This is a genomic window from Prosthecobacter debontii (genome assembly GCF_900167535.1).
GTDB lineage: Bacteria > Verrucomicrobiota > Verrucomicrobiia > Verrucomicrobiales > Verrucomicrobiaceae > Prosthecobacter > Prosthecobacter debontii.
Map to the genome: position 1 here is coordinate 38,676 of NZ_FUYE01000023.1, position 26,459 is coordinate 65,134.

At 58.0% G+C, this 26,459-nt stretch carries 1 protein-coding gene; it reads left to right on the forward strand.

The window, feature by feature from the left end:
• Nucleotides 1-7 precede the first annotated feature (7 nt).
• The gene (locus tag B5D61_RS25915; protein ID WP_176159632.1) at nt 8-26,302 is read left to right on the forward strand and encodes a putative Ig domain-containing protein; all 26,295 of its coding nucleotides are present in this window, start codon (nt 8-10) and stop codon (nt 26,300-26,302) included.
• Nucleotides 26,303-26,459: the final 157 nt, after the last annotated feature.

Sequence of the window (26,459 nt, forward strand, 5' to 3'; positions counted from 1 at the left end):
ATCTTGTGTGATAGGGAGGATTCTAGGTCTCTTCGCGGTCGGCATTTTCTTTGGCGCTCAGCTTTCGGCCCAAACGGTGGGTAGCCAGTATAAGGTGACACGCATCGGCAAAGATGTGTTAGGCGGCCAGGGTTATTATCAGTCCCAAGACATCATGGCCATTTCTCCAGACGGCCGTTATGCAACAGGGGTTAGGTTTGGCGGCACCACCCGCGGGTTCTTGATGACCACCACCCTACCGGTGGTGACGGACATTGCTAAAGTGGATAGCACGCATGCATATGCCCTTGGGCAAGACGTTAATGATGAGGGGGATGTTGTTGGTTATGAGAAATGGACCGTCGGTGGCACCGTCAATATCATCCCATGGTTTTATGATCGTAGCGCGGGCACGGTGACCTCGCTTTACAGTGCGACAAGTCCCACGATCACCGCCATCCCCTGCGCCATTACCGCAGGCAGCACGCATGCCTTCGGCACCATCGACACGGATGGCGCTTTGGGATCGACCCCCAGCCAAGGGGTATATTGGAATCTGAGCAGCAAACAACGCACGGTGATCAGTGGGGTCAAACAAGTGTTGGATGCCTCTTCAGACGGCAGCGTCTTGTTGGTCATCGATACCGATGGGAATGGCCGCATCCTGAAGGGGAGCATCGCTGCCGGCTGGAACACGCAAGTGACCTTCAAAAAGATCCAGGGCGGAAAAGTGAGTCCAGATGGGCGCTATGCGGGCTCCTCAGAAATTGTAAGCAGCTACGTTTCTTCGCCTTTTGTGTATGACACCTTGTTAGGCTCGAGAACCAATTTGCTACTGCAACCTTCAGACACTCTAGGGGGAATTGTGGGAGCCGTTAGCAATACCGGACGCGTTCTGGGTTCGATCAATACCACGGCCAGCAACGGTAGTTTTGCCGTGATGTGGCTGACGCCAAACAGCTCCTACACGAGCTTCATCAATCTGCTGACCACCGACGGGCACGTGGCCATCGACTCGGCCTATTACGGCTGGAATCTGTATAACGGGGGGGATGGTATCTCTGCCGATGGTCTGACGATGAGCATCTATGCGACGAACATCTTCACCTATGAAGACTCGATGCTGTTCCAGCAAAGTTGCCCAACGATCACGGTGAACCCAGCGACGGTGGCCTCCGGCAGCTTGGGCACGCCCTATTCTCAAACACTCACCGCCTCGGGCGGCACGGCACCTTACACTTTCACATTGGCCAGTGGCAGTCTTCCCGGGGGGCTTTCCTTGAATGCGACGACCGGGGTGATTTCCGGCACGCCCACCAGCTCCGCCGCTGCCTCTTTCACCATACGCGTCATGGATGCCAAGGGATGCTACGGCACGCGCAGTTATACGACCGACCCCTTCTGCAGTCCGATTGTGATCGCTCCCACGGCGCTGCCGAATGCGATGATCAGCACGAGCTACAGCCAGACGCTGACAGTCTCGGGTGGTCAGGCTCCTTACACTTGGAGCATCACCAGCGGCTCCTTGCCGACTGGCTTGTCGTTCAATACTTCGACAGGCGTGATCAGTGGCACACCCACAAGCGCCCATGCCGGGGCCAACCTGAGCTTCCGAGCGACCGACAGCGCAGGTTGTCAGGGCAGCCGTGACTTGAAGTTGGTGGTCTGCCCTACCATTACGCTCAGCCCCACATCCTTTTCCAACGGCACGCTCGGCCTCAATTACACCGCGACTGTTTCTGCCTCCAGCGGCACCCCTCCCCATGTCTATGATGTCAGCAGTGGCAGCTTGCCTTCGGGGCTAACCTTGAATTCATCGGACGGCACGATCTCCGGTTTGCCGACTTCATCGGGTAACTCCACCCTCACCCTGCGTGCGACGGATGTGAACGGCTGTGTCGGCACACGTTCTTACACCCTCAGGATCAACAGTGCTTCGTCGGACTTTGGGGATTACAGCCGGTTTGGCACCGCCAGCAGCACGGTCAATAGCCGGTTGAAACTCGGAAGCTTGATCGATGCCGAAGGTGGCGCGATCACCAATGACACCGCGACGGGCGACGATGACTTCGGGGACGATGATGAAGATGGTGTGACCTTCACATCTCTCGTTCAGGGGCAGAGTGCTTCCGCCACCCTTCGTCTGACCAATACCCGAGGCTCGACCGCGCGCCTGAACATGTGGATGGACTGGAACGATGATGGTGTCCTGTCTTCCACGGAGCAGATTGCCACAAACTTGTCGATCGCGAATGGCACCAACAACGCCAACCGCGTGGTGAATTTTACCGTTCCTTCGGATGCCACCCTAGGGCCGATCGGCTGCCGTATTCGTCTGACTACCAGCACCAGCCCAGGAAGCACTGGGTCGAGTGGCGTCGGTGAAGTGGAAGACTATGTGGTCAATGTGGCCAGTGCATGTCCCACCTTTGCCGTCGTCGTGGTGAACTACAATAACAACACCATCAGCCGTTTCAGCGGGGATACCGGGACGCATTTAGCGACGTGGACGCCTTCGGGCTTGAGTTCGCCTAACTATGGATATCGCGTCAGTGACAACACCTTGTTAATTGCCAACGGATCTGCCAATACCATCACGAAGCACAACCCATTCACGGGTGAGTTGATCAGCACGCTGGTGACTTCTGGGAAGGGTTTGAACTTTCCGTATCAGATGGCGGTGGCTCAAGACTCCAGTATCTACATTGCCAACCAGAATGCCGGCAACGTGCTTCGTTTCAATCAGCAGACCGGCGATGTCTTTGGAACCGTTCTGAGCACCAGCAGTCCTGCCGGGTTGGTCTTTGATGCTTCGAATAAACTCTACATCACTCAGAACATCTCGGGCGGCTCGTTGCGTATCTACGACAGCAGTGGTGCCCTACAGTCCACGGTGGCGACATGGCCTGCGGGGGAATATCCGCGCGGATTGGCTTGGGGGCCGGATGGCCGTCTGTATGTCAATGTCAGGAACAATAACTCCAACAATGGCAGGGTGGATGCCATCACCTTTCCGGCTGGCACACGCAGCACTTTTGTGACCTTGGATTCAGGCTCGAATCCCTACACGGGGATCAAGTGGGGCCCGGATGGAAACCTGTATGTGGTGGATTATGGCGAAAGTGAATTGGATGTGTATTCGAGCACAGGAAGCTTGATTCGCACACTGACCACCAGCTTAAACGGTCCTCACGCGGTATCGTTCTCGGATTGTGAGCCCTCCACTCAGGACTATGGTGACTACGCTGGTTTTGCGTCGGCCAATAGCACCTGGAGCACCACCATCCGCCTGGGCAATGAAGTGGATACCGAAAGCCAGCCGCGCAGTAACATGACGGCGAATGGTGATGATATCGACGACATCGATGATGAAGACGGCGTGACGATGCCGGAAATCATGACCGCAGGCAGCACGGTGGTGATCCCTGTGAAGCTGCTCAACACTTCAGGCAGCTCCGTCTATCTGAGTGCCTGGTTGGATGCGAACCTGAATGGCGATCTGACGGATGCGGGAGAACAAGTGATCGCCAATCGAATGATTGCCAATGGCACGAATGGGGTCACTCAAAACATCTCCATTTCGGTGCCTGCGGGTGCGACCACAGGGATGGCGGGGATGCGCTTCCGTCTTTCCTCCGTGAGTAATGCTGGGCCGACGGGGGCTGCAGGCATCGGTGAGGTCGAGGACTACCTCGTCGCGCTTCAGCCCGCTCCGGTGGACTATGGTGATCACGGCCCCTTTGCAGCCGCTAGCAGCGTGGTGAATAGCAATCTGCGGATCGGCACCAACCCGACGGATGCAGAAACTTCCAATCCCGCGAACAGCAGTGCGACTGGAGACGATAACACTGGCACGGACGATGAAGATACGGTGATGCCCTCCTTCACGCTCGGGGCCAGCAGCACGCTGACTTTGAGCATCTACAACAACACCGGCAACAATGCCTATCTGGCAGGCTGGATGGACTGGAATAACGACGGTGCCTTGGATGGGACGGGTGAGCAAGTCATCCCGCAAACGACCATCAGTACAAGCGGCACGGTGCAGACGCGCAGCTTTACCATCAATGTGCCGGCGACGGCCGTGAAGGGCGCGCCGATTGGGGTCCGTCTGAGACTCAGTTCTCTCGCTACGGTTCCTGCCACCGGGGCTTATGGTCTCGGGGAAGTGGAAGATTACCAAGTCACGCTTCAATGCTCGACCATCACCGTGAGTCCCACGACTCTGGCGACAGCCGTCACAGGTGCAGCTTATTCGCAGACATTCACCGCAAGCGGCGGTTCCTCGCCTTATACCTATTCGGTGAGTGCTGGAAGCCTCCCTGCATGGGCGACGCTGAATGCGAGCACCGGTGTTTTGAGCGGAGCACCGAATAGCGCCACGGCGGCCACCTTCACCATTCAGGCCACCGATGCCAGCGGTTGCACGGGGACGCGCAGCTATACTCTCACGCCGACTTGCCCCACCCTCACGATCAATCAAAGCACCTTACCGGCCGGGGGTGTCGGTGTCAGCTACAGTCAGACTTTGACGGCTTCCGGCGGCAGCTCTCCCTACAACTGGGTAGTGACCTCGGGTAGCCTTCCTTCAGGCATGTCTCTCGCGGCTTCGACCGGCGTGATCAGCGGCACCCCCACGGTTAGCAATGGAGCAGGGACTTCGATCACTTTCCGGGCGACGGACTCCAACGGCTGTCAGGTCTCGAGAGCCATCGTGCTGCGCATCTGTCCGGTGATCAGTTTGGCTCCCACCTCTCCAGCGGCGCCAGTCATGGGTGCCAGTTATACGCAAACCATCACTGCTTCAGGAGGTGCCACACCCTACATTTACAGTGTCAGCAGTGGCAGCCTACCTGCGGGTTTAAGCCTCAATTCCAGCACCGGGGTCATCAGCGGCACTTCCACCAGTTTGTCATCGGCCAGTTTTGTGATCCGGGCCACGGATTCGAACACCTGCCAAGGTGAGCGCGCTTACACGCTGACACCGGTCTGCCCTACGGTCACCGTGACTCCAGGCACCTTACCGGCGGCGAATGTCGGGGTGGTTTACAGTCAAACCTTGAACGCTACGGGTGGTTCGGGGACCTATACCTGGTCGGTCAGCAGTGGCACTCTGCCAGCCGGGCTGACGCTGAATCCCACCTCTGGATTGCTGAGCGGCACACCGACGACAGGCAATGGCGGAGGTGTAGCCCTGACGCTGCGCGCCACGGATGCCAACGGCTGTCAGGGGAGCGTTACCGCGACGTTAAAGGTCTGTCCGGCGATCTCCATCGCCCCTTCGATCCTGGCCGACCTCACGGCGGGCACCCCCTATTCGCAGACCGTGACGGCGTCAGGAGGAACCTCGCCCTACACATTCAGCATCAGCACAGGGTCTTTACCTGCAGGGCTGAGCATGACCTCGGGTGGTGTGATCAGCGGCACGTCTTCTGCCGGAGCGTCTTCGACTTTCACCCTTCGAGCCACCGATGTGAATGGATGTGTGGCGACTCGCTCCTACACGCTCTCCGCCGGTTGTTCGCCGATTAACATCTATCCGACCACTCTCCCACCAGGGCAAGCCGGTCTCTCCTATAGCCAGACCCTCACCAGTGATTACTTCAGCGGTCTCAAAGGCGAATACTTCCAGGGCACCAGCTTCAACACGCCGCTGTTGACCCGTCAAGATGCCGCCATTGATTTCGCTTGGGGGACCGGTTCGCCAGACAGTTCCGTGCCGACAGATGTGTTCTCGGTGCGTTGGACGGGGCAGGTGATTCCGTCGGCGACTGGGACCTACACCTTCCGGACAACGTCTGACGACGGCGTTCGTCTTTGGGTGAATGATGTCTTGGTGATCGATCAGTGGAAAGATCAAGGCTCAACGAGCTACACGGCCAATGTCAGTTTGACCAGTGGTGTGGCGGTGAGCATCCGGATGGAGTATTATGAAAACGGTGGAGATGCCGTGGCCCGATTGGAATGGTCTGGTCCCTCATTCTCTATGAAAGCCGTCACGGAATGGACGGCGTATGAATGGGCTGTGGTGAGCGGAGCCCTGCCGGTAGGTCTTGCTCTCAACCCCAATACCGGGGCGATCAGTGGCACCCTGGCCACGGCGGAGTCGGCCACCTTTACCGTGCGGGCTCGGGACTGGAAGGGATGCGAAGGCACCCGTTCTTACACGATCACCGCTGGTTGCACCGCCGTCACGGTGACACCGGAGACTTTGCCCACCGCGACTGTGGGGTCTGCTTACAGTCAGGTATTGAGCGCTTCCCCTGCGATCGGCCTAACAGGCGAGTATTACTCCGGGGTGAACTTTAACACGCTCATTCTGACACGGCAGGATGCGGCCATCAATTTTGATTGGGGGAATGGATCTCCGGATGCAGCGCTTCCTTCCAATGGATTTTCCGTGCGTTGGACCGGCAACTTGGTGCCGGAGTCCACGGGGCTTTACACCATCCGGACCACCAGTGATGACGGCTTGCGGGTGTGGGTAAACAACGTCTTGATCATTGATCAGTGGCAGGATCAAGCCCCAACTAATTATGCGGCCAATGTCAATCTTACGGCAGGCACAACGGTGCCGGTGAAGGTGGAGTATTATGAAAATGGTGGTGGGGCGGTGGCCATGGTTTACTGGTCTGGGCCTGGGTTCGCTAGCCAGCCGATCACGCAGTGGAAGGGCTATACCTGGAGCCTTGCCAGCGGCAGTCTGCCAGCGGGCTTATCCTTGAATTCTTCCAGCGGGGTGATTAGCGGCACGCCCTCCAACAACATCGGGACGACTTTTACCGTCCGTGCGTCAGATCTCACCGGTTGTGCCGGAACACGCACCTACACCTTGGAGCCCGTCTGCCCGGCCATTTCCATTGGCACAACCACGGTGCCTGATGCCTACATCGGTGCCGCCTATAGCCAGACTCTGAGCATCAATGGCGGCACGAGCCCGATCAGTTGGTCACTCACCTCGGGGGCCTTGCCTGCTGGCCTGGCCTTGAGTTCATCGGGTGTGATAAGCGGCACCCCAACCGCGACAGCATCGGCCAGCTTCGTCATCCGTGCCACTGACGCCCGCGGCTGTGTGGCTTCTCGGAGCTACACCATGTCTGCTCGCAGTTTAGGCATTGGTAATCAGGTCTGGGTGGACATGAACAATGATGGGCTGCGGCAGTCCGCCGAAAGTGGGATCTCGGGGCTGAGGCTGGAGCTCTGGACGGTGGGCTCGAATGGCACCCGCGAGAATGGCGGGGGTGACGATGTCAAGGCCGCCACCGATGTGTTTACCGATGTCAATGGCCTCTACCAGTTCGTGAATCTGATCCCTGGTAGCTATTATGTAAGGATTCCGACACCACCGCTCTATTTCCCATCAGTCAGCGGCACTGCCGTCAGCTTGGATAACGGGGTGAATGACGATAGCAACGCCCTGCAACCTGGAGGCAGCGGCACCCAGGTCGTAAGCCCGGTGATCGTTCTCACGGCAGGTGGTGAACCTGCGTCGGGGGTGGATGGGGACAGCACGGACATCGATTCGACCGTGGACTTTGGCTTTGCCAACCTGGATGGATGCTACGTCACCAACTTGTTCGACAATCCAAGTTTTGAATTTCAACAGCTACCCAATAGCACTGGCACAGCAACGAGTGTGATGGCCTACAACGGCACCGGGACGGGTTTCGGAACGGGCGTTAATGCCTATCAATGGGTGGGCAGTGTCAATGGGACCAGTGGCCTCGGCGAACCGATCCAACGTGTGCAGGTGCAGGCAGGCAGCAGTGCCCGTGTCTCGTGGGTGGAGAGCTTCAAGTCACGGCACGGCCGGCGTCATGTGCTGCTTCAGGGCACAAGTTCAGGCATCAGTCTGCGTGCGGCCAATGGGGGAGAATGGAGTTCTGTCCTCCAAGCGGGCCGGGAATATCAGCTTTCCGTTTGGGCGGCCAATGCCAGTGATGCGGCGGCGTCCATTCTTTGGAATCTGACGGCCAACACCCAAGTGTTCCAAGTGATCACGGGGAACAGTCCTGGATTGTATCAAAACTACAGCGTGCCGATGGCGGAAATGCAGGCCTCGGCCGCAGGCAGCCTTCAGTGCTGCGGCTTCAGCACGCCGACCACGTCGATCAACGGCTTCACGGGGGCGGAGTATAACAACTGGTCTGAAGCGGTCACCAACGGCACCCAGCCGGAGTGGCAGCAGTTCACCTGGCGTTTCCGTATTGCGGCATCGGCGACAGCGGCCCAGATCAATACCGCCAATTTTGTGCTGAGCGGAGGATCCAGCACCGGGCCTGTGGCGGTGGACTTTGTCTCTCTCTGTCAGGTGGCTCCGACCAATACCTTAACTCTCGGTAACTTGGTGTGGAACGACCTCAACAACAATGGCGTTCGCGATGGCACCGAACTCGGTCTCGGCGGTATCACGGTCCAACTTTACACCTCGGACGACAACATCGCGGGTGATGCTGATGATGTGCTGGTGGCCACCACCACCACATCGACCTCGGGAGCTTACAACTTCACGGCATTGGCACCTGGCAAGTATGTGGTCAAGGTCACCCCTCTGGCCAATTTGCCCATGACCAGCGGCACTCCGGTCACGCTGGACAATGGCGTGAACAACGATAACAACGGGAGTCAGCCCGGCGGTCCTGGAACAGCGCTCTTCAGCCCTGTCATCGAGCTGGCTCTGGGCACGGAGCCTGTCAACGATGGGGATACCAATCCCGATACCGAACTGAGCGTGGACTTCGGTCTGTGGAGCGGCTTTACGGTGGGGAATCTTGTCTGGGCCGACACCAACTCGGATGGTGTTTATCAAAGTGCCTCAGAAAGTGGCATCAGCGGGGTCACCGTGGAGCTTCTCAACGGTGGCACCAACGCCGTGTTGGCCACCACGACGACCAACGCCTCGGGCATTTACAGTTTCTCCGTCTATGCCGCAGGCACTTACCGGATTCGCATTCCGACTCCTCCTAGCAGCTTCCCCCTCATCACGGCGGTGAATGATACGGCTGACAACGGTGAAGACAATGACAGCAATGGTATCCAGGCGGGTGGTTTGGGAACGGCAGTGCTCAGCCCGTTAATCACCTTGTCTCCCGCGACCGAACCCGGCTCAGCGGGAACCACGAACATCGATAACACCATCGATTTTGGATTCCGCATCTGTCCGGTATTGAGCATCAGCCCCAATGCTTTGACCTCAGCGACTCAATATGCACCTTACAGCGTCACGCTGAGTGCCACCGGGGGAACCTCTCCTTATACCTGGGCTGTCAGCAGCGGGAGCTTGCCTTCGGGTCTGAACTTATCCACCGCTGGTGTCTTGAGTGGCACCCCGAATGCCTCAGCGCTGCCAGGGAACTATACCTTCACGCTGCGGGTGACCGATGCTGCCGGTTGCTCGGCAACGCAGACTTATACCCAAGCACTCTTACAGCCAGTCATCACGATCTCCCCGACGACGTTGCCTGCGGGATCGCAGTATGCGTTCTATTCTCAGAGCCTCACCGCGACGGGCGGCACCTCGCCCTATACATGGACAGTCGGTCCACAGTTGCCTGCTGGTGTGATCAATCTGTGGATGGGAGAAAATGGCCCTGGTGATGCATTGGGGACGCATCCGAGTGTGTCACTGAATGGAGTGGCTTACACGGCGGGTGCTGTGGGGCGCGCTTTCAGCATGGACGGTGTGGATGATGTGGTGGAGGTGGCGGATGCAAGCAGCTTGCGGCCGACCAGCATCACGGTCGAGGCCTGGGTGAATCCAGCGACCAGTGGCCTAACGAACAACGGCGTCATTGTGACGAAGACGACGGGAACGACTGGCACGAACGGTTTCGGTTTAGGACAACTGGGGAACTCCAATACCTTTGGCTTCTGGGTCAATGACCGGGCCACAAATCGAGTGACGGCCACGTTAACTCCAGGCGTCTGGTCTCACGTGGTGGGCACGTATGATGGGACTTCTCTGAAGCTCTATGTGAACGGAGGCATGGTCTCCACCCTCAGCTACAGCACGGCAATCAATCACAGCATGGAGCCGATGCGTATCGGTAACAACGGCGGCAGTAGCTATGCTTGGAAAGGTGGAGTCGATGAAGTGGCTCTCTACAATCGCGCGCTGACTGCCTCGGAGATCTTGTTACGGTATTCTGCCACGGCAGATGGCAGCAATGGATTGCCTGCGGGTCTGACTCTGAATCCGAGTTCGGGACTGCTCTCGGGTTCCCCCACGAGTTTCCCTGGCACTTATAACTTTGTGGCGCGAGCCAGTGACACCAATGGCTGTCCCGGTATCAGATCCTATGCGTTGTCGATCTCTTGTCCGACGATCAGCATCTCGCCCGCGACCTTACCGGCAGGTGCGCAATACAGTGTTTATGCCTCCCAGACCTTGACGGCGGAAGGTGGCACCGCTCCCTACACCTGGTCGGTCTTCTCAGGCAGTCTTCCTGTGGGACTCTCCCTCAGTAGCGCGGGTGTGCTGAGCGGCACTCCAGGTAGTGAGGCGGGCACCTACAACTTCACGCTGCAAGCTCGCGATGCGAACAATTGCACCACGACTCGGGCTTATACTTTCACGGTGAATTGCCCGGTCATCACGCTGTCGGCCACGACCTTCGCCAATGCGCAGCAGTTCGCGACTTACACCCCGCAGACGATCACAGCCAGCGGTGGAAACGCCCCTTACACCTTCACCTTCCAGAGCGGTGCGCTCCCCACTGGGTTGAGCGTCGGCAGTGATGGTGTGGTCAGTGGCACACCGTCTTCGATTCCTGGCACTTACAATTTCACGGTTAGGGCAACGGACGGGACCAACTGTTCCGCCAGCCGTGCTTATAGCGTGGTGGTGACTTGTCCTGCTATTGCGATCAGTCCAGCGAGCTTGCCTTCGGCGACTCAGCAGAGCATCTATTCTCAGTCTCTCTCGGCCAGCAATGGCAACGGGAGTTATGTGTGGACGGTCAGTGCAGGCGCCTTACCCTCCGGCTTAACTTTGAGCGGAGCAGGGGTGATCAGTGGCACAGTGGCTGCGGCTCCCGGCACCTACAACTTTACAGCCAGTGTGATGGATGCCCGCAACTGTTCGGCCACCCGCAGCTATGCTCTCACGGTGGTCTGCCCTACCATCGCTCTCTCTCCCACCACTTTGCCCTCAGGCACGGCCTCGGTCGCTTACAGCCAGACTCTCACCGTTTCCGCTGGATCAGCTCCATTCACTTGGTCGGTGCAGAGCGGTTCGTTACCGTCTGGTATCACTCTGTCCACAGGCGGTGTCTTGAGCGGCACCACCTCTGCCGTGGGCGGCTTTAACTTTGTGGCTCGGGTGGTTGATGCCAATGGTTGCTCCGGCGTTCGTAGTTATACCCTGACGATGGTTTGCCCGGCTCTCGCCATTGCACCTGTCTCCATCTCTGATGCCACGGCTGGTAGCACCTACGATCAGACGCTGACGGCTTCCGGTGGCACGGGACCTTATCAATGGACGATCAAAACCGGCAGCATGCCCACGGGCATGAGTCTTTCCACAGCAGGGGTCCTCAGCGGAACTATTACGGGGGCTCAGGGAAGCTACACTTTCACTGTCGCTGCAACGGATTCCAATGCTTGTGAAGTGACGCGGGCTTATACCATGGCGGTGACATGCCCCGTGGTAACAGTGACGACGGCTTCTGTGCCGAATGGCACGGTAGGGGCAGCTTACAGTCAGACCTTAGCGGCTGCATCTGGCACCAGCCCTTACACGTGGTCGATCACCAGTGGCTCGCTGCCCTCCGGTTTATCGTTGAGTCCCAGCGGGGTGCTGAGTGGTGTGCCGACTCAGGCCACCACACGCACTTTTACCGTTCAGGCTCGCGATGCTTACTCTTGCGCAGGGACCAAGGAGTTTACGTTAACCACCGTCTGCCCGACCTTGTCGATCACGACAGCCTCTCTGAACTCAGGTTACCGAGGAGTCGCCTACAGCCAAACGCTCGGCAGCACGGGTGGCACATCGCCTTACATCTACACCGTTCAGACCGGGGCTTTGCCTGCAGGGCTGAACCTCAGCACCGCTGGTGTTCTCAGTGGCACCCCATCCGCATCTGGGACATCGACCTTCACGGTGCGCTCCACCGATACTTACGGCTGCCAAACCACCAAAGAGTTTACGGTCGTGATGCAAGGCTTGTCTCTGGGAAATCTGGTCTGGAATGATGTCAATCAGAACGGGCAGTTGGATGCTGGTGAAACAGGGATTGCGGGAGTTTCCCTCCAACTGTTCTCCAGCACCGATAGCATTGCGGACAATGGCAATGATACCTCGGTCGGCACCACCACCAGTGCTGGTGACGGCAGCTATGTCTTCGGTGGATTGGCTCCTGGGCGTTATTATGTGCGCATTGCCACCCCTCCTCCGGCTCAGTCTTATTCATCCGGACCTCAGGTGAGTGCTGACAATGGGGTGGACGGCGACAACAATGGCGTGCAGGCAGGGGGCAAAGGCACCGTGGTGACAAGCCCGGTCATTCAATTGGGCGTAGGACGTGAACCTGGCGATATCAGCGGCGGAAGTGATGTCGATAACACCCTGGACTTCGCCTTCCGTGCCGTGCCAGCACCCGCCTCCCGGCTGCTCGAATATGACATGAATGTGAGCACGGGAGGCCTGCCAGTGCCTCCGAGCCTGAAAAACAGCAGTGTGGTGAACGGTGCTCATCTTCAGATTGAGGAAGGCATGAATGGTCTTCTCGATCTCAGTGAGCCTACTGCCAACGGGCCGATTCTGAGTGGCGCTTTGAGCCGTCGAGTCAAAGACTGGGATGTCAGTTATGACAGCTCTCTGGAGACGACACGCACCAATCTCACACAGCGTCAGGACAGCGTTTGGGTGCGGTTTGACATGGCTTCGACAGCGACCGGAACCATCGGTAACTTAAACTTGGATGCGCGTCGTGTGGACAGCCTGGCCCCTTCCCAGGTAAAGGCATTCCTGACTTGGAATGACGGAGGCTCCTATCGCACTGCGGTCTCCAGCACCTTCACACTGGACACGACTTCCTCTTGGTATTCGATCACCTTGAATTGGGAAAGCTTTGTTGGCGGAGCGACTGCGCTGCCCACAGGGTCCCAACTGGCTGGGAAGTCATTCTTGCTGGAACTGTATTTCTGGGGAGGCAACGGCAGCGGTTATGTGGATGTGGATAACGTGATCTTGGAAGGAAACGCGACCAGCACACCGGAGACGCTTTCGATCGGTGACCTCGTGTGGCAAGACCTGGATGCGGATGGTCGCAAAGATGCCGGTGAGGCAGGGATCTCGGGCTTGACGGTGCAACTCTGGAAAGCTGGCAACGATGGCTTGGCCAATACCGGAGATGACATCTCTCAGGCTTCCACCGTAACGGATGTCAATGGCTTCTACCTGTTCTCAGGACTAACGGCCGGAAAGTATTTCATCAAAATCCCCACACCGGATGCTGCATGGCCCTTGGCTAGCCCTTCGGATACGCAGGACAATGGTGAGGATGGGGATAGCAATGGTATCCAGCCTGGAGGCTCCAGCACTGCCGTTCATAGTCCGGTCATTGACCTGGCACTCGGGGCTGAGCCTGGCCAGAAAACCACTGGCGGAACCAACCAGGAGATGACCGTGGATTTCGGCTTCTGCGCGTCTCTCTCCATCGGCAATCTTGTTTGGAGCGATAACGATAACGATGGTCAGGTGGATGTGGGGGAAAATGGTGTCGCCGGGGCTCGGGTGGAACTCTACTTCTCCTCGAACACCGTGGTGAACGATGACGACGATGTCAAAGTCGGTGACACCATCGTGACCAATGATTCAGGGGCTTATCTCTTTAGCGGCCTAACCAGTGGTAAATACTACATCAAACTGACGCCTCCGCCGAGTCATCCACAGCGCAGCTCAGTCAGCAGTAGCCAAGACAATGGCGTGGACAATGACAACAATGGTGTCACTCAAGCTGCCGCCGGAGCGCCGATCTATTCGATGATGGTCAATCTGTCCACCTTGACAGAGCCAGGGAATCTGATCGCTCCGTTCGGAACCAATGCCGAAACAACGATCGACTTCGGTTTGCGGCCGATCTTCACGCAGGTCGGTAACCTTGTGTTCAAAGACGGGAACAACAACAACGTCTATGATAGCGGGGAAGGGGTGGGCAATGTGCGAGTGGATCTCCTCGATGCGAATGGCATCTTCCTGCGCACCACCACGACGAACAACAGCGGCAGCACCCGGGGAACTTACCAATTCACGGATGTCTTGCCAGGGAACTACTATGTGCGCATTCCTGCTACTGAGTTTGCTGGCAGCAAGGCGCTGGCCAATACGCTGTCCCTGACACCGGCATCCCCTGCCGATGATGCACGTGATGACGATGATGCTGGCGGCGACAGCGGGGTGGATAATGCCAACCCTGCAATCTACGGCATCACCAGTCCTCTCATCACGCTGGCGGATAATGCTTTGCCGACCAACAGCACTGGCGAAACCGGCTTCCGAAACACGCTCGATGACAGCGATGACGATAACGGGAACATGACCGTGGACTTTGGTTTCAAAGCTGCCGGGCCGAGCGCGACCGGCTGCTACCACTTTGCCTTCACGGATGCGAACCACGACGGTGTTTTAGCCCAAGTCTCGGAGTGGGTGCCGGATCAGCCTTATGATTTCAACTATGCCGCCAATGTGGCTTATGTGGATCAGTTGGATATGATCTATGACGCGGCTCTGAAGCGCCTCGTCTTCGATGCTTCGTTGACTCAGATTTCGGGTCGCAAGGTGGATGCGCTATGGCTCCTGGTGAGCACCGGGGCTGATCCCGCAAGTCGTGAGCATGCAGTCATTTACATGGATGGGTTCAACCGGGCTTCTCCTGTCTGCACCATCTATCGTTATGATCCATCCCTCGGCCATCAGAGTTGGCAGACAGCATCCAACCTCATGGTAAGCACCGCCAGTGGCAGTGCCACCGCTGGGGATTTCCTGCAAAATAAAGTCACTGAAGATGGCTCGACGGTGCGCTTCCAGTTCGTGCTGGATGTAAGCCGGGTGAATAACGCCGCCAATTGGTCGGGAATGGGGATCGGCAGCGGTTCCTGGGAAGGCCTGCTCATGGGCGGCGGCGCGGGAATGGTGCTCCGCACGGTGGATCTGACATCCGCACCGACGTATTCGGAAACCGGAGCTCTCTCCGCTTTCAACTACACGCCAGGAAGCACCACCGAGGGAAGTTTTGAAACGGATCCTTCAGGTGTCGCCACCATCATTACGGAACCATGCTCGGTTTCACCTTGGGTTAGTGTGGGGAACCTCGTTTGGAGTGACACCAACAACAACGGTCTGAAGGATAGCAATGAGATTGGCGTCAGCGGCGCCACCGTGCAGCTCTTCAGCCCTGGGGCCGATAACGCCATCGGTGGCACGGATACGAATGCAGATGTCCAGGTCGGAACCTCTGTTGTTACGTCCAGCTCCGGTGCCTACAGCTTTACCAACTTAATCCCTGGGAAGTATTATGTGAAAGTGACCCCGCTCGCGTCTTTCCCACTTACTGGCGGTGTGGTAGTCACCCTAGACAATGGCGTGAACAATGACAACAACGGCAGTCAGCCTGACGGGGTGGGAACGCCACTTTACAGCCCGGTGATTGATCTGGCTGTCAATGCCGAACCGAATGCCACCATCGATGCCGACGGCACCAGTGGCGACGCCACGATAGACTTCGGTCTGTGGTCTGGATTTAGCCTTGGGGATCTGGTTTGGAGTGATCTCAATAACAACGGCCTCAGGGATACCGGTGAATCGGGGGTGAGTGGTGTCACGGTTGAGTTGATGAATCCAGGTGCCGACAACGCCGTTGGTGGCAGTGGTGGCGACGCAGATACGGTTCTTCAAACCACCACGACGAATAGCAGCGGTATCTACAGCTTCCGCATCTACACGCCTGGGAACTACTATGTCCGTCTCACCCCCACCGCTTCACTATCCCTGGCGAGCAGCGTGGTGGTGACCACTGACAATGGAGTGAACAACGATAACAACGGCAGTCAGCCCGAGGGGGCCGGAAGCTCGATCAACAGCATGGTTTTTGCCTTAACCGCAGGAGCTGAACCTGGTAGCACCGGAGCCACCAATACCGAAACGACGATTGACTTTGGTTTGCGTGGCTGCCCTGCCATTACGATTTCACCGACGTCACTACCTCTGGTGACACAGCAGGTCGCCTATAGCGCCACATTGACCGCCAGTGGGGGCAATTCACCTTATACCTGGAAAGTGACAAGCGGCAGCTTGCCTTCGAGCATCACATTGAGTTCCAGCGGCGTGCTGAGCGGCACATCCTCTGCGGCTACGGGGATTTACACGTTCACAGCCCGCGCTGTGGATGCCTCAGGTTGTATCACCACACGGAGTTACACATTGACGGTCGTTTGCCCAACGATCACGATCAACCCAACGACCTTACCGGCTGGCACACAAGGGGCGGCGTATTCCCAGACTCTTTCGGCCACCGGCGGCACGGCTGCTTACACTTGGTCCGTGGTGGTTGGAGCCCTGCCCACAGGACTGAATCTTTCCACAGCAGGTGTGCTGAGCGGCTCACCAACGGCACCGGGCAATTACAGCTTCACCATTCGTGCCACTGATGCGCGTAGCTGTCAGGCGGAGCGTGCTTACACAGTGTCGATTCAATGTCCAGCCATCAGCATCACGCCGACGACCCTCTCCTCACCCACACTTAACAGCGCCTACGGTCCAGTGACGCTGACGGCAACGGGCGGCACCGCACCTTATTCCTGGTCTGCTACAGGCACGCTGCCGTCTGGTTTAGGGCTGTCTTCGGCTGGCGTGATCTCGGGTACACCTGGGGGTGCTCCCGGTAGCTACAGCTTTGCCGCTGTGGTCACCGATGCCAACGGTTGCTCCGCCAATCGTGGTTATACCGTCACGGTTAATTGCGGAACCTTCACGCTGTCACCAGCCTCGCTGCCTGCAGCGACACAGAACGTCGCTTACTCGGCCCAAACCTTGACGGCAACGGGCGGCACACAGCCTTACGTTTGGGCCATCAGCGCGGGCTCCCTTCCGACCGGCATGAGCCTATCCACGGGTGGGGTGCTCTCTGGCACACCGACCGGGACCCCGGGCACCTACAACATCACGGTGCGCGCCACCGATGCCTACAACTGCCAATCCACCAAGGCTTACGCCTTGGTCGTGAACTGCCCCACCATCACGGTTTCTCCCACCAGCTTGCCGAGTGGAAGCCAGTTCGCCAGTTACAGCCAGACCTTGACGGCTAGCGGAGGCAGCAGCCCCTACACGTGGACACGCACAGCAGGCACACTGCCTTTGGGCATGACCTTCTCATCCAGTGGTGTTCTCAGCGGCACTCCGCTGCAAATCGGTAACTTCAGCCTGACATTCACGGCACAAGATTCCAGTGGATGCACAGGCTCACGTTCGTACACCTTGAATATCGGCTGCCCGGTCATCACCATCACACCCGCCTCGTTGCCTGAGGCTCAGAACAATGTGGACTACAGCCAGACGCTCACCGCCAGCGGTGGCACAGCCCCTTACACGTGGTCACGGATCGATGGTTCTTTGCCATCGGGCATGAGCCTTTCCTCGGGAGGTGTGATCTCAGGAGCACCCACATCGGCACCTGGAGTTTACACCTTTACGGTTAGGGCCACTGACTCGAGCTTGAGTTGCTCCGGAAGCTATACTTACACGCTGACCGTGACCTGCCCCACCATCACGCTCAGCCCATCATCTCTGACGAATGCCACCGTGGGCACGGCCTATTCACGCGGCCTGACTTCCTCCTCCGGCACGGCACCCTTTACGTACTCGATCTCGGCAGGTGCCTTGCCCGCAGGGCTCACGCTTTCAAGTTCAGGCTTGATTTCCGGCACCGCCACCGTGGCCACCACGACGGCTTTCACCGTGAGATCTGAAGACGTGTATGGCTGTGTGGGAACGCGCAGTTATTCTCTGACCACCGTGTGTCCAACGCTCACGATCACTCCAGATACGCTGGAGAATGCCTATTACGGGGTTGCCTATTCACGCTCACTCACCGCTTCGGGTGGCACCGGGCCTTATGTGTGGACGGTGGTGGCTGGATCGCCTCCAGCGGGCATCAGCCTGTCTTCAGCCGGTGTGCTGAGCGGCACATCGACTGCTTTTGGCGCCGCCACTTTCAGCGCTCGAGCTACCGATATCTACGGCTGTTCGGTGACCAAGAATTACTCTCTGACGGTGAAGGGCCTAGCCATTGGTGATACCGTTTATGAAGATGCGAATTTCAATGGCTTGCGTGATGCGGGTGAGCCTGGCGTCCAGAACGTGACGGTTCAGCTTTGGGATCCGGGTGCGGATCATGCGATCGGCGGCTCTGGGCCCAATGCGGATGTGCAGATCGGGGCGGACATCACCACGAATGCGCAGGGCAAATATGCTTTCTCCAGTCTCCTGCCTGGTTACTACTATGTGCGTGTGATTCCTCCGTCGGAACTGGCGATCCCGGGCGGAAATCCGGTGAATGCAGACAACGGCGTCGATTCCGACAATAACTCCGCCAGCCAGCCGGGTGGTCCTGGCACGGTGATTTATGGTCCGGTGATCCAACTGACTTCCGGCGGTGAGCCGACCGCAGATGATGCAGATGCCGATACTGACTACACCATCGACTTCGGTCTCTATCGCGGTCTGAGCTTGGGCAATCTCGTGTGGGAAGACACCAACGACAATGGTCTGCGAGACGTTGGAGAGCCTGGACTGGATGGCATTGCCCTGGAGGTCTGGAGCGCAGGTGCAGATAGCCTCATCGGCGGCACGGATGACCAGAAACTGGACACCACCACCACTCAGGATGGCGGCGCTTATAACTTCGTGGCCCTGGCTCCAGGCAAATACTACGTGCGTCTGCCCGTGCCTCCTCAGTCACATCCGTTGTCGAGTGCTTCGACGGTGCTTTTGGACAACGGCGTGGATAACGACGATAACGGTCATCAGGTGGCTGGCGGAGCCATTTACAGCCCGGTGATCAATCTTTCCTCCGGCACCGAACCGGGCTCGACCGGCACTGGCTACGCCGATAACACGGTGGACTTCGGACTCTGCAATGTGGTGCCCACGGCTTATGTCTCGGCCACTCACGATGACAGCATCCACACCTACAGCCCATCCACAGGGCGTTTCACGGGGCTCTTCCAGCATCCTTTTGGGACCAGCCATAACCAAGGAGATGGCAATCCGTTCGATGTACCTTATGGCATCGAGTTAGGTCCTGATGGAAATTGGTATGTGGCTCATTTCGGTGCTGGCAATCTGCGCAAGATCACACCTGCAGGCGTGGATGAAGGCACCGTCCTCTCTCCAACCACTGCTGCGGTGACGACTCTCCAGCAGTTCACCATCGGTGCGGATGGGAACTTCTACGTTGTCGATGTGAACTCCAACCGAGTGGTGCGTTTCCACGGCCCCCTGAGCAGCACGCCTGGGCAGCCGATGGGCTCGACAGCACCTTATACCTTCATCAGCCAAGGTGGAATCCAGGACATGAATGTGGGACCTGATGGCAATCTCTATCTGTCTATCCAAGATGGAGCTACTCGTGAAGTGCGCCGATACAGCAGCGTCACCGGGCAGATGCTCAATGTCATCGTGACGGATTCACAACTCGTCAACATGGTGCCCGGCGGTCAGCCGATTGCGATCATCTCGGGCATCGACATTCACGGTAATACTCTTTACGGCGTGAACCGTTCCGACGGAGAAATCTTCAGCATCAATCTTTCCACCCCCGCATCTCCAGGCTCACCGCAACTGCTGGCGACGATCAGCTCTTCCGGGAAAGGTGAGGTGGATACACGGGACATCGAGATGAACCCTGGCGATGGTAAACTCTACATCGCTGGTTATAACTGGGGTAAACCTGTGGTGGGTGGCACCTATGCCACAGGCTCGCTGCTGCGGGTGGACCCTGCGGGTGCACCCAATGGCACGGTGGATATCTTTGAGTCTCCGATTCCTTCACCACCTGGGCCGAACAGTGAAATCTGGTCCGGTCCGCGTGATCTGGCTTTTGGCCGACCTTTCACATCGCTCACAGACTCGGTGGCTATTGGCAGCGTGGTTTGGAATGATGAGAATGCCGATGGGGTCCGCGATCCTGCGGAGAAGGGCATCCCTGCCGTGCGTGTGGAGCTGTGGCATGATGCCAATGACGACCTGTCTGATGGTGCCGAGACGCGCATCGGTTGGACGTTCACTGATGCACGCGGCATGTATTACTTCTCAGGGCAGGTGGCAGGCCGCTACCAGCTCAAGATTCCTGCGCTCAACTTCGTGGATGGGATGCCATTGGCAGGATCGGGCTTCAGCAGTCCAGTGACCAATGCGGTGGATGATCAACATGACGATGACGATAACGGTATCCAAGACGGCGGCACCCGCACGGAGACAGTCAGCCCGATCATCACATTGACTCCAGGTCTGGAGCCGACAGGCAATACCTTGGGCGGTGCCGAAGCTGGCAGCGGTGGGGATCTCGACGATTACACGGTGGATGCCAACGGTGACATGACCGTGGACTTCGGTTTTGTGGAGCCCGGGTTGATGGGCATCGGTAACTTGGTGTTTAACGATGCCAATGGGAATCGCCGCTTCGATGAGGGTGAAGGTGTGGATGATGTCGTGGTGCAGTTGTTTAACTGGGGCCAGAGTCCGAACTCCAATCAGCCGCTGGCGACCACGATCACCGCCAATGGTGGGAAGTATCTCTTCGCTGGATTGTGGCAGGGGCAATACTTCGTTCACATCCCGGCACTGCAGTTCCAGAGCTCAGGTGTCCTACGCGGGCTCTACAGCTTGGAAGGCGTCCAGGGTGGGGATGATGATCAAGGGGAAGATTCCTTGGATTCGGGCGATCCGACGGTGGATGGCATCAGCACAGGACGTGTCATTCTGACGCAGGACAGTGCGCCGACCAACGCAACGACGGAAACGGGTTTTGACTATACCGATGACGATGCGGACGATGAGAACACCGATCTCACGGTGGATTTCGGTTTGTTCCGTCCTGTCGCCTTGGGCAACCTCGTGTTCATGGACAACAACTCCAACGGGCATTATGACCCGGGTGAGGGATTGGATGGTGTGACCCTCCAGCTTTATAGCTCGGATCAAACCCCCGGCACGGACACACCGCTGCTCACCCAAGTAACGGCCAACGGTGGACGCTATCTGTTCGATTTCCTCCGCCCAGGCACTTACATCGTGCATGTGCCGAAGAGCATGTTTGCCTCCGGCGCACCGCTTTATCAGCGTGTCAGCATCCAAGAAGGATTGGTGGGGGATGACGATGTCGGTGAAAACGGCATCAATACCGGCACACCTTCTCTGGATGGTGTCAGCTCCCAGGTCATCAGTGTTTATCCAGGTGTAGCTCCAACTGATGCCAATGGCGAAACAGGTCTGGATAGCGCCTCCGACAATGAAAATGATGCCGCCGTGGATCTCACGATCGACTTTGGCTTCCAGAGCCCCGTGGGCATCGGTAACCTCGTGTTCCTGGACGGCAGTGGTCTAGTCAATGCCAATAACCCCAATGGCGTCGCCGATACCGGGGAAGGCGTGGATGACGTGACGGTCGAGATCTATCGCGCAGATCAGACTCCAGAAGTCTCATCGCCGCTTTACACCACGGTGACCAGTGGCGGAGGTCGTTACTTCTTTAATTTCCTCAGCTCGGGCAGTTACATCCTGCACATTCCTGCCACCGAATTTGCCCCAGGACGTCCTCTTTATCAAACAATCTCCATTCAGGGGGCCCAGACCGGCTTTGCAGATGATGATGCAGGTGAAGATGGCATCGATGAGGCGAACTTGGCCCTCAACGGGATCAGTTCTCGTGTGATCACCTTGGATGTGGATGGCAGCCCGGTGAACGCAGGCACCGAAACCGGGATCGGTCATACCGACGACGATTTCGATGACGATAACTTCGATCTCACCGTGGACTTTGGCTTTGCCACGATCAATCCAGATGCCGTCGGTGTGGGGAATCTGGTCTTCCGTGATGGTAATGCCAACGGTCTGTATGACTCGGGTGAAGGCGTGAACGGCGTGCGGGTGCAACTGTTCCCCTCCGGTGCGGACCCACAGACCGCCACACCGCTGGCCAGCTCGGTGACCTCGAACGAAGGCATCTACTTCTTCGCCAACCTCAATCCAGGAAACTACTTTGTGCACATCCCGGCCAGTGAGTTTGCCTCAGGGAAGCCGTTGTATGGCTGGAATTCACTCCCTGGTCAGGGTGGGGATGATGGTGTGGATGATGATTCCGACGAGAACGGCAGTGACGAAGACCATGTTCTCAATGGCTGCAGCTCCCCCGTGTTCAATCTCCAGGCAGGCACGGAACCGGAAGACATCTTCGGCGAGTTTGGCCGGGATACTTTCATGGACGAGGCCAATGATGCGAATGTGGATCTGACCATTGACTTCGGTTTCTCGAAGCTCGCGTCTGTGGGTAACTTGGTCTTCCTGGACAGTAACTACAATGGCCGTGCCGATACGGGTGAAGGCTTGGCCGGAGTGGAGGTGCAGCTCTTTGCCGACTGGATGTCTCCGATCTTCGACACGCCAGTCGCTACCACGACGACGGATGAGAACGGGCGCTATCTCTTCGCCGATCTCACACCGGGGAGCTACTACATCCATGTGCCTTACACCATGTTCCTGAGTGGTTCGCCGCTCTTCAAACATGCCAGTGTGGCGGACACCAATGTCGGCGATGACGACATCGGGGAAGACGGTTTGGACAACGGTCAGCCTGAGCTCAATGGCATCAGCACGGCCATTTTCGAACTGAATCCCTCCAGCAGCCCGGTGGGCAGTGCTGAAGGTGGTCAAGGTGGTGACAGCGACGATGCCAATGACGCCAGCGTGGACCTGACGCGTGACTTTGGTTTCGTGCCCAGCGTTCAGATCGGTAACCTCGTCTTCCGCGATGCCAATGGTGATGGTATCTTTGACCCGAACACCGAGTTGGGGATCAATAACGTGACGGTTCAGCTTTGGTCCAATGCCGCTGGAGCGAATGCGCCTCTGGCCACGACGACGTCGGGAGGCAATGGATTGTACAGCTTCAATATCGCGCCGGGCTCCTACCATATCCGGGTGAACTACTCGCAGTTTGAAAGCGGAGGCGCTCTGGAAAACCTCGTGCCATCCGTGGCCACGCCTAACTCCAACGGTGTCTTTGTGGATGATAACGTGGGGCAGGATGCCTTTGCTCCTGGTGACCCGCTCGATACCGGGGCACGCACAGCGGCCTTTGCGGTTCTGCCTCAATTGGCACCCGATGAGGAACGCGGTGAAACGGGTTACTTGTCCTATGAGGATGACTCCTTTGATCGGGACTCGGATCTCACGGTGGACCTTGGCTTCTCTCCAAAACCGATCGCGGTGGGGAACCTTGTGTTCTCGGATGTGAATGGCGATGGCCGCTTCTCGGCTGCCAATGACTTCGGTGTGCCAGGTGTCTTGCTGCAGCTATTCAGGATCGGTGATGATCCAACGAGCTCGACACCGCTTGCGCAGACTTACTCGCGTTCGACAGGTGCCTACGAGCTGCGTGCTCCAGGGGCAGGCTCTTACTTCATCCATATTCCAGCATCCCAGTTCGCCGTTGGTGCGGCCTTGGCGGGGGCATCCACGGTGCCTAGCTTTGGGGAGGATGATGGAACGGATGACAGCGTGAACGAGGACACCATCGACTCCGCCAATCCGAACAGCACAGGGGTGAGTTCGATTCCGTTTGATCTCGACTATGGCACGGAGCCGAATAACTCGAAGGAAACCGGCTTCGCAGGGACTCAAGATGCAGGTTACGACACCGATGCTGATCTGACCATCGACCTTGGTTTCACGGGAGTGCCTGTGCCAAGTGATCTGGGCGTCGGTAACGTGGTCTTTAAAGATACCAACGCCAATGGTCGTTACGATGCAGGTGAAGGTGCCGCCGGTGTGTGGATGCTGCTCTACCGCAGTGGCGATCAGCCCGGCATCGCCACTCCGTTTGCCAGCACGTTCACCGACAGTGACGGCCGCTATCTCTTCAGTGGCCTGCCACCCGGTGGTTATACCGTTCACGTGGCTGCGGATAACTTTAAGCCGAACCTGACTTCACTCGGCGGCGTCGCCTTGCCTGCAACGGCAGATGGACCGTTGTATAATCACGTGTCGGTTACCGGAAGGCAAACCTCGACGGGGGATGATCATCTCGGCGAAGATGGTATCGATGCCGCGACACCGATGCTCACGGGCATCTCCGCAGCCGAGGTTATCTTGCAACCGGATCAATGCCCAATCGGCGCTGTTGAATCCGGTGTCGGTGGCACCTCGGATGACGTGCATGATGGCGACTATGACCTGACCATCGACTTTGGCTTCGTGGCCATTGTGGGTGAAACGGCACCCGCTGATCTGGGCATCGGGAACATGGTGTTCAAGGATACCAACAACGATGGCACTTACACCTCGGGTGAAGGGGCGTCGGGTGTCATCGTTCACCTGTATCGTGGCACCGATATCCCTGGGGTCTCCACACCGCTGCTGACCACCACGACGAACAGTGCCGGGGCTTATCTGTTTAGCAATCTGTCCGCTGGCACCTACATCGTGCACATCGCTGCGGATAACTTCAAGGCGGGTCTGCTCGGCTTGTTAGGCAATGGACCGCTCTACAACTATACCTCGGTGACTGGACATCAAACCACCAAGGCGGATGATAACCTCGGTGAAGATGGTGTGGACGCGACGAACCCTGCGCTGACGGGTATTTCCAGTCTCCCCATCAATCTCCAACCCGGGACCGCACCTGCGGGCACGGCTGAAGGCGGCTACAATGGCAGCTCTGACAATGCCAAGGATACCGACTATGATCTGACCATTGACTTTGGCTTTAAAGCTCAAACCTTGTTAGGCTTCGGGCTCTCGGAGACGGAAACGAATGTGCTCTCAGTCACCTCCGTGAGCAGTTCCAACTCGTCCGCTACACCGACCACCTGGCGTGATGTCGCTGCCTCGGTGGGTGCCCCGACCGATGATCTGGATAGCGACGGCTCGGCGAACTTCCTCGAATATGCTTTGGGCACCGATCCAGCCTCGGGACTGCAAACGACACGATTCTTCCTGCAAACCGATGCCGCGACAGGCCGAGTCGATGCGGTGATGATTCGCCCAACCGGTGGCCGTGCGGATGCGGGTTACAAACTGGAGTCTCGTGCCGACTTGAGCACAGGAGCCTGGGCCAGCGTCACTCGAACACCAACGATCACGCAGAATAACGACGGCACCGAGACTGTGCGTTACCGCGATGTCGCCGCTACGGGTGAAACGGGCTTCCTGCGCTTGAAAGTCATACTGGATGCAGATCTCAACGGCATTCCCGAGGCGACGGTCACCAGCCAAGTCCAGGCCTGGGTGCGCCGTGACCTGAGCGGCCAACAGAGCTTCAGCATGCCCTTGCTGGGAGCCGATGTCTATCGAGGCAAGACACCGTCGGGTGTGAAGTCCAAGCTGAAATCGGGTCAGAGCTATTATGTCGAGGTGCTCAGCGGTTCGAACGTTGGGGCTCGCTATGAACTGGATGAGACTGCCACCACCCACTCGGCTTTGGCTTATGAAAGCGCGGTGCCAAATCTCAGCGGGGCGGTCATCGCCGTGCGTCCGCATTGGACTCTGGCGCAACTCTTCTCCGCTGACGCCTTCCTCGCTGGTACTGAAGCTGCGAATGCCGATCGTCTCCTGCTCTTTGATGCCACCACGGGTGCCTTCCGCACAGTCTGGCTCTCAGCCCAAGGCTGGACTGGCGATGCCACTGGCAGCCGTGTGCTGGCCCCAGGAGAGGGACTCCTCATCCACGTCCGCTCCGGCACGGTGCCGCTCGTCCTCACTGGGGCCGTGCGTGATACCGTCCTGGTGCTGCCTGTGAAGCAGGGGGCGCAGCTCCTCGGCAGTGGCTCACTCATGGCTCACAGCCCGCAGACACTGGGGCTGACGACCGAGTCAGGCTTCACCGCTGCGGCGACTTCCGCTGAGGCCACCCGTCTGCGTCTGTGGAATGGTGACGTGACCCCTGGAGATAACAGCTATCGCAATCTCTACCTCAGCTCCGGTCTCGCCGTCTGGCTGGATGAGGCCGATGCCAGCGGCCTGAATCTCAGCGCTCAGACCCTCATCGCTCCCTCACGAGCCTTCTTCCTGGTGTCACCCACTGCAGTGCCGACCTACACCGCGCCTTGATGGGCAGGGCGGGCGGATTGGGTCCGGAGCCCATCCAAGGTATGAAATGGTGAGTGACGCGGGTAGGGCGGCTGGTCCCCAGCCGCCGTGGAGTTTGACTGGCAATAAAGAACACTATCGAGGCGGAGCTTGGGGAGCAAGCTCCCTACCAGGACGG